14 protein-coding genes are annotated in these 11,143 nt (G+C 26.8%); all 14 read right to left on the bottom strand.

The annotated features are described in order from the left end of the window. A partial coding sequence (locus L8U98_RS07975) for a hypothetical protein (RefSeq protein ID WP_263737859.1) occupies window positions 1-633 on the bottom strand: 633 nt, incomplete at its 3' end. Continuing rightward, window positions 630-980, bottom strand: coding sequence for a hypothetical protein (locus L8U98_RS07970; protein ID WP_261545372.1), 351 nt, complete (start codon window positions 978-980; stop codon window positions 630-632). The genes L8U98_RS07970 and L8U98_RS07975, both read right to left, overlap by 4 nt. A gap of 66 nt (window positions 981-1,046) precedes the next feature. After that, on the bottom strand, window positions 1,047-1,304 hold the full coding sequence (locus tag L8U98_RS08290) for a hypothetical protein (RefSeq protein ID WP_263725431.1): 258 nt from the start codon (window positions 1,302-1,304) through the stop codon (window positions 1,047-1,049). A gap of 44 nt (window positions 1,305-1,348) precedes the next feature. Next, window positions 1,349-1,573: a hypothetical protein gene (locus L8U98_RS08285; RefSeq protein ID WP_263691522.1), complete on the bottom strand. Its 225-nt coding sequence runs from the start codon at window positions 1,571-1,573 to the stop codon at window positions 1,349-1,351. Window positions 1,574-1,629: 56 nt separating this feature from the next. Further along, window positions 1,630-2,016: a hypothetical protein gene (locus L8U98_RS07955; RefSeq protein WP_044598821.1), complete on the bottom strand. Its 387-nt coding sequence runs from the start codon at window positions 2,014-2,016 to the stop codon at window positions 1,630-1,632. Then, the gene (locus tag L8U98_RS07950) at window positions 2,006-2,962 is read right to left on the bottom strand and encodes a hypothetical protein (protein ID WP_167332814.1); all 957 of its coding nucleotides are present in this window, start codon (window positions 2,960-2,962) and stop codon (window positions 2,006-2,008) included. The genes L8U98_RS07955 and L8U98_RS07950 overlap by 11 nt, the downstream gene beginning before the upstream one ends. Continuing rightward, window positions 2,955-4,205 carry a hypothetical protein gene (locus tag L8U98_RS07945; RefSeq protein ID WP_263725430.1) on the bottom strand — a complete coding sequence of 417 codons (1,251 nt, stop codon included), beginning with the start codon at window positions 4,203-4,205 and terminating at the stop codon, window positions 2,955-2,957. Before L8U98_RS07945 ends, L8U98_RS07950 begins: the two co-directional genes overlap by 8 nt. After that, on the bottom strand, window positions 4,202-4,885 hold the full coding sequence (locus L8U98_RS07940; RefSeq protein WP_263688748.1) for a DUF4276 family protein: 684 nt from the start codon (window positions 4,883-4,885) through the stop codon (window positions 4,202-4,204). The genes L8U98_RS07945 and L8U98_RS07940 overlap by 4 nt, the downstream gene beginning before the upstream one ends. Continuing rightward, on the bottom strand, window positions 4,885-5,952 hold the full coding sequence (locus tag L8U98_RS07935) for an AAA family ATPase (RefSeq protein WP_263725429.1): 1,068 nt from the start codon (window positions 5,950-5,952) through the stop codon (window positions 4,885-4,887). The genes L8U98_RS07940 and L8U98_RS07935 overlap by 1 nt, the downstream gene beginning before the upstream one ends. Window positions 5,953-6,081: 129 nt before the next feature. Further along, window positions 6,082-6,561, bottom strand: a complete 480-nt coding sequence (locus L8U98_RS07930; RefSeq protein ID WP_044598807.1) for a hypothetical protein — start codon at window positions 6,559-6,561, stop codon at window positions 6,082-6,084. 46 nt (window positions 6,562-6,607) lie between these two features. Beyond that, complete coding sequence (locus L8U98_RS07925; protein ID WP_263725428.1) at window positions 6,608-7,567, bottom strand: ankyrin repeat domain-containing protein; 960 nt, start codon at window positions 7,565-7,567, stop codon at window positions 6,608-6,610. 10 nt (window positions 7,568-7,577) lie between these two features. Next, entirely contained in the window at window positions 7,578-9,203 is a 1,626-nt protein-coding gene (locus tag L8U98_RS07920; protein WP_263725427.1) for a putative toxin, read from the bottom strand. Continuing rightward, the gene (locus tag L8U98_RS07915; protein WP_263725426.1) at window positions 9,196-10,116 is read right to left on the bottom strand and encodes an ankyrin repeat domain-containing protein; all 921 of its coding nucleotides are present in this window, start codon (window positions 10,114-10,116) and stop codon (window positions 9,196-9,198) included. Before L8U98_RS07915 ends, L8U98_RS07920 begins: the two co-directional genes overlap by 8 nt. Before the next feature lie 70 nt (window positions 10,117-10,186). Further along, window positions 10,187-11,143: bacteriophage T4 gp5 trimerisation domain-containing protein (locus L8U98_RS07910; protein WP_263737858.1), on the bottom strand; the 957-nt coding region annotated here is incomplete at its 5' end.

The raw sequence follows: 11,143 nt of genomic DNA, 5'->3' as shown, positions 1-11,143 counted from the left end.
ATGGGATATTGGGATTGAAATACAATTGAGTGTTTCTTGAAGATTTTCATATTCATTTATCCAATACAATTGTATTTTTTTTGCCCCAAAGGGTGTAACAAGCGTAAAATATCTAAAATCTTCTATTTTGAGATTAAAAATTTTATCAAATTCGATATAGTTCATTAAGCCATAATCTTTAAAATCACATTCTTTATATATGGATTTTAAAAATTTTGGTATTTCATTGACAATGAAAAGTATTTTTATTTTTTCTTTTGATAGATTAATAGTTAGTTCTTTTATTATATTATTTGGATATTCTTGTTTAATGATATCTAATAATTGCTTGTTGTTGCAATTTTCCAAGCTATCAAGTTTAATTTCAAAATCTTTTTTAATTTCTAATTTTGTAGGTGTATATTGTAATTTATGCTCTTTATTAGATTGTGGTAGTAGTATATTAACTTCTTTTTTATCTTGAATAATTATTTTAGCAATACCCATAATTTTTGTATTTAAATCTAGTAAAAATTGTAAGTCTTTTTTAGAGATTATGTTTTCTATATCTTTTTTAAAATTATTTAGATTTAAATTTTCACTAGATAAAAATTGTATAAGTTTGTTTAAAAATATAGGTTGAGGAAGTATCATAGCTCGTGTAATCCTAATTTTTTAAGCTCTTCCAAACTCATGGCTCTAATCAAAACCCTTTCTTCTGATTGTATTAAAGAAAATTCTTGTAATTTTTCTAAAGCTTCTTTATACTCTAAATATCCTAAAGGCTTATCTTCGCTAATGCTGAAAAAACTTAGCCTCCATTCTACTTCTTCATCTTCATTATCTAGTTTGAAATTTTCCCAAGGTTCTTTAAATAAAATAGTATCTGTATCTTCACTAAGGGTAAAATTTACTATTGTTCCATTTGGTATTTCATAAAGTTTAGGCATAGCTTCATAAGCTTCTTCCCAACGTTTTTGTAAAAAGTTTAAATCTTCCATAAAATATCCTTGTGTTAAAATAGCATTATAACTAAAAATTTTTATATTAAATCATAAGGAAAGTATTTATATAAAGCTAATCTTATTTTGTTTAATCATTCTGGCACGATTGATAAGAGCATAAAGGGCTAGAAATTCATCGTTATAGGTAGAAGTGTAATTATATTTTTCTAAAAATATAATAACTTCCCCATCAAACTCAATACTTCTGTATTCTATAATTTCTGCTTTAGTATTAGTGATAAAAGAAATATATTTATCTCTTTGTTTATCGTGTTTAATACCTGCTCGCATTGGTTTAAGTGCTTCATCATACCAAATCACTTCTAAATTTTCTTCTTTGATGATTCTTAGTGCTACTTCTTTTGTTAGATATTCTTTAATATCTTTTCCATCATATTTTTTCGCATATAATTCATCTGCAACATTTTATCAATAGCTTCTTTTTCACTATCAAAAGAATAGTTAAGACTAACACTCCCCCTTTCTCCAACATAGAAAGTTTCATATTTATTATTGTTAGGATTAAACCACATAGTAAGATGATATTCCCCTAAATGTTTATAAGAAGGATACCAAGTTGTATCAATCAACTTTTCTTCTTCTATAATTAGTTCTGCTTGTTCTCTTGTTGTTTTTTATCCTTTGTTTAGTCTATAAAATCTATATTAAAATACTTACAAGTTAAAGTAATATATTCTAAATCATTATCAAAATATATGTTTATCAACATCTCTTCTTCTTTTTCAATATAGCCTGTTATATCATCCCAATTATTTCTTATCAAATCTATAAAATTAGCTTCTAATTGATTAAAATTTTTACAATATGATTTTGAATGTAGTAACTTATAATCATAAAAAATAATTTGCAAATCTTGTATATCTTTTTTTTCTGATTTAAAAAATATTTCTAAAGTTTTTTCATTCATTGTGATAGAATAAACAAAAAAGTCATTTTTCAAATCTATTTTTACATCCTTAAGGTAAAATTCTCTTTTGAATAAACTTCCATGCTTTAAATTCTCAAATTTCATTATTTTGCCTTTTTAAATAATTTTCTACAATATCTAAATCTTTATGAGATATTGGCTCTACTAAACCCTGTGACATTCTATACTTTGTTGGATCTTGAGGATTTATATGTTTAGTATATTCTATTTTATGAGGTGTATCAATTATTCTCTTTGATGTCTTCTCATAATGTGGTTTACCATCTAAATCATATCTGGTGAGTTTATCTTTTGTCTTTATAGAAACACTATTATGTCCTCCATTTAAAGTATTTTTTATTTCCATGGCTCTTTGTTTGATATTTAAAATAATCTCCCCATCTTCAAGAATATAATCAGGACTTCTAGGTTTTGGAGTATCTTTAGGCCATATTCCATTATGTTTATAAAGATGAACTTCTTTATCGCTTACCCTACCTTTTTTATTTTCATTTTCCAAATATAAAAGCATTTTTGCTTTCTCTTTACTTTTTTCTCTTCTCCTTCTTTGTGCTGCTTTTAGCTTACCTCCTATCCCTTCCCATCTTATCTTGTCCCATTTAATCTTAGCAAGAGGATTAGCTTGTATTTTAGCTAAAGCAAATTTAATCTTATTTTTCTTAGGTATAGCTAATATAGGATAACCTTTATTACTTACCCCTATTAAACCCATTTGTAATACAGAATGTTTATGATTTACTTTATGATTTGAATAAGTATGAGCAAATACTAAAGCTACTTTAGTACAAGGTCCTCCTAGCATAGGTGGATTTACACATCCACTTATACTAGCTCCTTGTATTTCGTTATTAAGCATAATAGGAACATTGTCTGATTTTATTCTTTTAGCATTCTTTGCTTTTAACTTAACCTTACCTCCATGTATACACAATAAAGTATTATCTTCTAATATAGGATGCAAACAAGAAGTATCGGGACTTATATCAATATCTTCTATTCTAGGAAGAGTGATTTTTCTTTTTTTAGCCATAAAAAGCCTTGTGGGTTTGAAGTATGCTTTCTAATTGCTCATCTTTAGCATAAAGAAGTTTTTCTTCCAAAGAACAATCAAAATTTGAAGGAAAAGGTTTTATGGTATCCTTGCTTAGAAATTTTTGCCAAAGTATAGAGTTTTTTTCTGCTGAAAACTCCCAAAAATCATCTTTGTTATTATAAACATAGTCTTTATAATCTATAAAATTTACAAAGTTGATATTTACATTTTTTTGCTTAGAAAGCATACCTTGTATGTTTTCTTCTTCTGTGTTTTTTGGAATTTTATTATAGTTTTTAAGATAATGATTTATTCTATTGTTATTTAAGTTTTGATTTTCAAGTTCATTTAAAAGTTCTTTAGAATAATAATTTAAAAAATAATTATTTGCATATTCTTCTATATGCTCTTTAAAGCTTCTTTTATAAATTAACTCATCATAACTAATAGGGTAAGATTTTAAAGTATTATTTTTAGAATTTAATATATAATCATACCCTGCAAAAAAATAAGAAAAATCCATAAAGGCATAATCAGCACTTATGCCTTTACAAAGACTTAAAAAAATATTTTCAAGTTCTAAGATGATTTTTTCATCTTTACTTAAATTTAACTCTTTTTGAAGTTGTTCTTGGGTTTTTGGGATAAAACCATAATTAAGTTTATCTTCATAATTTTTTACTAGATAATTTAAATTCTCATCATTAAGATTAAAAGTAAGGTATAGTGATGAGTTGAAATAAATATCATATTTATTAAAGTAGGGTGCTAGATTATCTTTTTCTATAAGAGTATTGATTTGGCTTTGAGAGAAATTTTCTCCTTTTTCATCCCAAAAAGGTAAATTAGGGGAGAGGTTTTTAAGAGTTCCTATTTCACTTAATTCATCTTTTTGATAATATCTATGTAAAATGTATTTGCTTTTATCTTTGCATAAACGATTGTAAATTTGAGTATAATTTGAAGGTAAAAAATTTAACCATTCATCCTCACTGTGTAGATTTATACCTTCAAATTTATCAATACTAAAACAAGCTTTAAGTTCTTGTATAGCTTTTAAGGTATTTTCTAAATGTTTATTATAAAAATTATTTTCATTAGCTTTTTTAAAATCAAGCCATTCTTGTAAATTAAGGCGATTACCTTTTAAACTCCAAGCGTCAAGGTATTTTTCATCACTAAAAGTTTTTTTAGATAAAAGATGAAAGCTAATTTGATTGGCACTTAATGTTTGTTTCATTTAAAAGCTTTCAAAGCATCAATTTTTTCACACCATTTGTTAAAGTGTTGACATTTTAATCTTATGTTGTCTATACCAATTTCTTTTGCGATCTTGCTACCATGCAAAACTTTTTTATAGCTAGGAGAAGAAAAAATCTTTTTTAGCCTGTGTGACGGACTTGTTTCCTTGCTATTGTTGATGAATTCTGGATTATTGTATTTTTCGATAATACATTCTAATTCGCAAATGAGTTTTTCATCCCATTCAGCGTCTGCTTCAATGATTTTTGTAATATCACTAAAAAGCAAACTTTCAAATTCATGTGGTTGTATATAGCTAAAAAATTTATTTGTATCGCATTTTTGTTTAATTGCTTCATCAAAATCTTTTTGTATTTTTTCAATATATTCATATATATCAGTATTAGCTTTATTTTCTTTTAAAAATTCATCATCTAATCCATAATAATCAAACATAGTTGTCATAAAAGCTTGTGTGTCTTGTTTTAATTTTTTAACAATAAAATCAACCACTCTATCATACGAAAGCGCACCGCCTTTGTGTCCTTTAGATGTAGGTATTGTAAGTGGAGTGAGATAAATTTTGACATTGTGAAAATACGGACTTAAAGTTTCATTGATAAATTTTTCTTCACTTTGTCCTTCGCAAATTACATAGCATCTTATAATATCTGACATTATTTTGGTCTCCCACCTATAAGATTACTAGCCCAAATTTCTCCAAGTGTGTATTCTTCAAGCCAAGTTTGTAGTTTTTCATTGTCCATTCTTGTAAAAATAGATTGATCACCTTCTTTATCTACAACTATAATATCTTGTGCTTCAAAATGATTTATCAGTTCTACAGATTGAGAAGAAATAATGAGTTGTTTTTTTTGAGCTACTCTTTTAATGATCTCACTTAAAATTTTTAATGCATAAGGATGTAGCCCTAATTCAGGCTCATCGATAATAATTGTTCCTGACATTAGCTCAAAAGGCTGAAGCAATAAAGTAGCTAAGCATATAAACCTTAAAGTTCCATCAGAAAGCATATGTGCTTTAAAAGGAGTATCAGGATCGTTTTTATGGTACCATTCTAATTGTATATTATCACTATTTCTAAAAATAAATCCCCCAAAAAAAGGAGCAATATCTTGTATAGTAGTTAAAATTTGTTCATAATGTTTATTGTGATTATCATGGAGCATTTTAAGATAAGCTGCTATATTTTGTGCATCTTCTTTGAAAATAAGATTATCATTTGCATCACATATACTTTTCATTTTAGATGTATCTCCAGTATCATGAAAATGATAAAGCTTCCATTTTTTAATTGCGCTTATAGTATAATCAGCAACTGCTTTGGATCTAGAATATTCTTTTGCTTCAGAAATATTACTTTCGTATACATTCTCTCCTATAATGTATTCGTGAGGACCAAAATAAATTCTTTCTTTTTGTATAAGCATTTTGTTTTCTTGCGTGGCTACGATATCTACTTTATATCTATTTGGGTTAAAAACAAAATCAAAATGCAATTTTTCGGTTTCTTTTCTACCAAAATACAAAAAACTATCAGGTCCTTTATCTTGTGTATAAAATTGCAAATTTTTATTAAACAATGCATTAAGCATTTTAAATACCGAGATAAAATTACTTTTACCTGCACCATTTGCACCGATTAAGATATTTAAATTTTTAAGTTCAAATTCGGATAAATCTTTTATAGATTTATAGCCTTTGATTGTTATGTTATTTAGCATTTATATCCTTTAGCTTCTAATATTGAAGTTGATTATTTTTCTCTATTACCTTTAGCCTTTTTATTGCTTTATTTAATAAGAGACGATATTTATCACTATTATATTTATAATCTATAAAATTTACAATACTTAATTAGCACTAAATAGCATTTTAAAAGCTTTCAAAGCATCAATAAAATCTTTTATATCTTTTACTTGATCTTCTACCCAATCTTCCACTGTATAATCCTCATCACATTCGCTATCTTCACTATAATAATCTCCTCCTTCAAAATCAGCAGGATTATCATAAAGTTCCATTTCTATATGTTCTAATTCAAATTCCAAATCATTTATAAAATTTCGAAGAATCGTCCCATTAAAATTCTTTTTATCATAGTTTAAAATAGTGATTAGATTAGATGGTAAAACAACCTTATCTTTTTCATCAAATTTTAAGTTGTTGTTTTCTACTAAATTTTTATATTCATAACTTAAGATGTTACTTATGAAAGTTCTTCGTTTATGTTTTTTTAAACCATCTAAAGCACCTTTTACATAATTATCATTTTCAAGATAGTAATTAAACGCTTCTTGTATATCTTTATCTAATAAAATTTTATTTTTCATTGTTTTTCCTTATGATTTATTTTACCTAAAGTTAATTTTTATCACTCTACTCATTCTCCTTAGCCTTTTTTATAGCATCGTTTAAAAGTTTGGAGCATTCATCACGATATTTACCCAATAAATCAAAGTCAGTTTTTCCATTAATTTCACAATGAGAAGAATCATATGCTGGTAAATTATATTTTTTTCTAATTTGCTCTGAAGTCATTGCTCCTGCATCTTTTAAAAGCTTTTTATTTCTAGATCCTCTTGCATTATCTAAAGGAGTTCTTGGGGTAGCAAAATTCACATTAGCTCCTAGTTCAATTAAAAGCTTTGTAACCTTATAAGTTTCAGGTTCGCTTACAGCTTCAAATAAAAGAGTTTCATTGTATTCACTCTCTTGAATAAGTCGGGTTTGCATATCCACATTAGCCCCTCCTTTAATAGTTAGTTCTAATAATTCATAATTATTTTGCATAACCCAAAAATGCATAGGAGTTCTACCGGAAAATCCTTCATTATGCACTTCAAATTTAGCTCCACGATTGACTAGATATTGTATGATTTGAGAATTTGGGTTTTTAGCATTGAGTATATATGCGTAGATTAGAGCGTTTTTATAAATATTAGGCTCGCCTTCTACTTCTTTCATTAAGATGTATTTTTCATTAGCTTCTTTGATATGTTTCATGTCGGGAAAAGCAAAATTATATTTAGGATCTTTTAAACTTAAACCATACTCATCAAATAAATAATCTAAAATAGAAAAATCATTATTATTTTCTTCACAAGCAAATGCGGCCCTTAATAAGCTTGCTGCTGGATCAAATAAAGATAGCTCATAATCTTCATTATTATGATGGTATGTAAAATGTGCCTCATAAAAGCTTTCTTTTATGGGATAATCTTTTAAAAGATTTTTAACATTTTCTAAGTCATTATTACTAATAAAATCAAATAACTGTTTTTGAATTTGCATTTTTTCTTCAAAACTCATAGCTTTGATATTTTCTAATGTTTTCATTGTTTTTCCTTTAGTTTTTTTGTATTTGTTTGTTTTTGTTTAATTCTTCTTCTATATGAACAGGGTCATTTAAATTTAATCTTTTTATTACTATTTTATTAGGTGCTGCTCCTTTGATATGGTGTAGATATATTTCTTTAAATATTGTCTTTATGCTTCTGTGAGCATGTCTGTGGTAGATAAAACCACTTCTTGATCCTTTATGGTTTTTATTGTCTTTATTAAATATCTCTAGATTAGTTATATTATCTATTAATTTTGTGTAATGATTGCATAAAAATAAATAATCAAGCTCATATTCTCTAGCAAGTTTTAACTCAAAGCTTATTTGTTCTGTTAAAGCTTGATCTTGAACATTTTTAACCTCTACTAAAGTAGGGTAATCATTTAGCGTTACTAAAAAATCAGGTATGGTGTGATTAAAACCTTTAGTATTAAAATTAGTATCTAGTTTTCTTCTATTAGATAAATACCTAGTTGATCTTTTAGTAAAAAGCATAGAAGCAGCATATTCTCCTGCATCTCCTATATCTTTTGAATTGATATTTTTATTTTTTTGTTCTTCTTGGTTTGGAGTGGTGCTGTTTGTTGCCATCATATCTAAAGGATCTATATTTTTAACACTATCTTGCTTACCATTGCTAGTCTTTTGAGGGTTTTGAAGATCTTTTATAATGCTTTTATGTTTTTTAGCTTTATCTTGATTTCTTTGTAAAAATTCAAGTCTACCTAGTAGATTTAGTTCTTTAGGTGATTTGTTTTTATTATCTTGTAAGTCACTTATTTTCTTCTTTAATTCTTGCTTATCTGTAATAATATCTTTTAAACTTTCATCATCTTTAAGCAAGATTTTAGTCATTTCATCTGCTTTTTTCGCGCAAGCTTCTTGGATAGCTTGTGCTTGCTCTTTTTTATCATCTTCTGTAAAATCTCTATTGTCATTTAAAGCTTGTAGGAATTCTTTAGGGCTTTGCAAAACTAAATTAGGATTTTTTATTTTAGCTATGCTTCTTTGAAAGCTTAAATCTATATTTTTTTCTCCCTTTTTTCCTTTTCTAAAATCAGTCACTACAAAGCCCTTATCTTCTAAAGGCACAGGATCAAAGTGTAATGTTTCATTTTTATCTAAAGATACTAATCTTGGTATTAAAACATATTTTTTTTCTTTTAAGCATTTATCAAAAAAATCTGCTTCAACTTTAGCTATACCATTTTTTACTTCAAAGCCATCATATCCTAGCTCTTCATTTAAACTTTTGATATCATTATCTTTACTTGTATAAACATCGTAAAATATATCATAATTATCAGGATCGATTTGTCGTTGTTTTTTAGTTTGTAAGATGAAGTTATTTTCATCAAATTTATTTATCTCTTTATCGATTTTTTGTGCATAATCTTTTGTGATATCTTCTTTTTCATCTGATTGATCTTGAGAATTTATTTTTTTAATTTCTTGTTCTTTATGAATTGTTCTATTTTTATCTTCAAATTCTTTTCCATTGTTTTTATCTTCTGTTTGTAAATGAAAAGGCTTATAAAAATACAATTTACAATTTTCTAGTATATAAACCTTTTGAAATTCTTTAATATGAAAATTGACATCAGTAAAGTTAATTTTTATCACTCTACTCATTCTCCTTAGCCTTTTTTATAGCATCGTTTAAAAGTTTACAGTATTTTTCCATATAGCTTTTATCTTTTTCACACTCTTTGCTATCCCAGTATATATTGTATTTTTTATCAAGTTGTTCTGAAGTCATTGCTCCTGCATCTTTTAAAAGCTTTTTATTTCTAGATCCTCTTGCGATATCTAAAGGGGTGGTTGGGGTGACAAAATTTACATTAGCTCCAAGTTCGATTAAAAGCTTTGTAACCTTATAAGTTTCAGGTTCGCTTACAGCTTCAAATAAAAGAGTTTCATTGTATTCACTCTCTTGAATAAGTCGGGTTTGCATATCTACATTAGCCCCTCCTTTAATAGCTAGTTCTAATAATTCATAATTATTGCGTCTAGCCCAAAAATGCATAGGAGTTCTACCGGAAAATCCTTCATTATGCACTTCAAATTTAGCTCCACGATTGACTAGATATTGTATGATTTGAGAATTTGGATTATCGGCATTGAGTATATATGCGTAGATTAGAGCGTTTTTATAAATATTAGGCTCGCCTTCTACTTCTTTCATTAAGATGTATTTTTCATTAGCTTCTTTGATATGTTTCATATCAATAAGAACAAAATTATATTTAGGATCTTTTAAACTTAAACCATACTCATCAAATAAATAATCTAAAATAGAAAAATCATTATTATTTTCTTCACAAGTAAATGCAGCTCTTGTTATCAAGTTAAAAGGATCAAATAAAGGGAAGTCTCCATCCTCATCTTTGATATTAAGCTCATAACAAGATATTTTTACAGGATAATCTTTTAAAATATCTTTTACCTTGGCCAAATCATTATCATCTATAGCTTCAAGAACTAGATCTTCTAATTCATCTTTTTCTTGATAGTTCATAGCTTTGATATCTTCTAATGTTTTCATTGTTTTTCCTTTAGTTTTTTTGTAAATTGGGTTTCTTTATGATTTTAGTTTTAATTTAAGAAAATTGCTTTTAATCTGCTCTTAAATCACCTCCTTTTACCCTTAAACCTTTATCATCTATAATTACTTGCATTTTTCCTACTTGAAGTATAATCTTATCTTTTGTTTGTGTGATGGTGGTATTTTCACCTACTTGAGAGATGATTTGTTCTTGTGCTATTAAAGTACTTTCTTTATTAGCTAAAGTATTTATTTCATCAGCCGTAAAGGAACAATTATTTTTAGCTTTAAAACTAATAGAATCATCAGCTTCAGCTTTGAAATACTCATTTGTTTCTATGCTTAGATCTTTTTTGGAGTGAAATTTTATACTTTGATTGGTTTGAAGCACGTAAGAACCTTTTATGGTTTCATTTTTATTATGTCCTATTCTTTGGATAAAATCATTTTTGATATCTTGCTCTAGATTGTTGTTGATGATTACTCTTTTATCATTTCCTATTTTTTCTTCATGATTTTGTCCTATATTGACTTCATTACTAATTCCTACATTCAAAGTATTACTTAAACCCACATTGGTGTCTTTAGAAAGCAAGGTGTTTTCTAGATACTGCGCACCTACATTGACATTTTTAAAACCTATGATATTTTGCATATGCCCTAAGGTAATAAATTCAGTATATAAAGCTCCCACTTCTGAGGTTTTGTTATTTTTTATGGTTTGCTCATAGTTGTTGCCTATTTCTTCTTTATAATCTTTTTGTGCTAGAATGTAAAATTCTTCCTTGTCTATATCATTTTTTAAAGTGATTTCATTTCTTGCTTTTGCATCGGTATTATCTTTTCCTATAGTAGAATTAGAGATAGTTAAATAATGTTCGTTTTTATAATTTAGATTATATTCTGTATTTTCTTGTAGTTTAAGTTCATCTAAGCCTTTATTATACATAGGTATAGCACTTAGATAATTTAGTGTTTGTTCAGCGATTTCTCTTTTGTATCTTGGGTAGTTATATTGTGGCATAGT

This window comes from Campylobacter sp. RKI_CA19_01128 (assembly GCF_025771175.1).
Taxonomy (GTDB): Bacteria; Campylobacterota; Campylobacteria; order Campylobacterales; family Campylobacteraceae; genus Campylobacter_D.
Note: the sequence above shows the minus strand (reverse complement) of the source record. Positions and strands in the feature narration are given on the sequence as shown.

Excerpts from the sequence above, each read along its gene's own strand:
- L8U98_RS07970 (WP_261545372.1), bottom strand. The coding sequence starts at position 980 with ATGGAAGATTTAAACTTTTTACAAAAACGTTGGGAAGAAGCTTATGAA.
- L8U98_RS07955 (WP_044598821.1), bottom strand. The coding sequence starts at position 2,016 with ATGAAATTTGAGAATTTAAAGCATGGAAGTTTATTCAAAAGAGAATTT.
- L8U98_RS07950 (WP_167332814.1), bottom strand. The coding sequence starts at position 2,962 with ATGGCTAAAAAAAGAAAAATCACTCTTCCTAGAATAGAAGATATTGAT.
- L8U98_RS07945 (WP_263725430.1), bottom strand. The coding sequence starts at position 4,205 with ATGAAACAAACATTAAGTGCCAATCAAATTAGCTTTCATCTTTTATCT.
- L8U98_RS07940 (WP_263688748.1), bottom strand. The coding sequence starts at position 4,885 with ATGTCAGATATTATAAGATGCTATGTAATTTGCGAAGGACAAAGTGAA.
- L8U98_RS07935 (WP_263725429.1), bottom strand. The coding sequence starts at position 5,952 with ATGCTAAATAACATAACAATCAAAGGCTATAAATCTATAAAAGATTTA.
- L8U98_RS07930 (WP_044598807.1), bottom strand. The coding sequence starts at position 6,561 with ATGAAAAATAAAATTTTATTAGATAAAGATATACAAGAAGCGTTTAAT.
- L8U98_RS07925 (WP_263725428.1), bottom strand. The coding sequence starts at position 7,567 with ATGAAAACATTAGAAAATATCAAAGCTATGAGTTTTGAAGAAAAAATG.
- L8U98_RS07920 (WP_263725427.1), bottom strand. The coding sequence starts at position 9,203 with ATGAGTAGAGTGATAAAAATTAACTTTACTGATGTCAATTTTCATATT.
- L8U98_RS07915 (WP_263725426.1), bottom strand. The coding sequence starts at position 10,116 with ATGAAAACATTAGAAGATATCAAAGCTATGAACTATCAAGAAAAAGAT.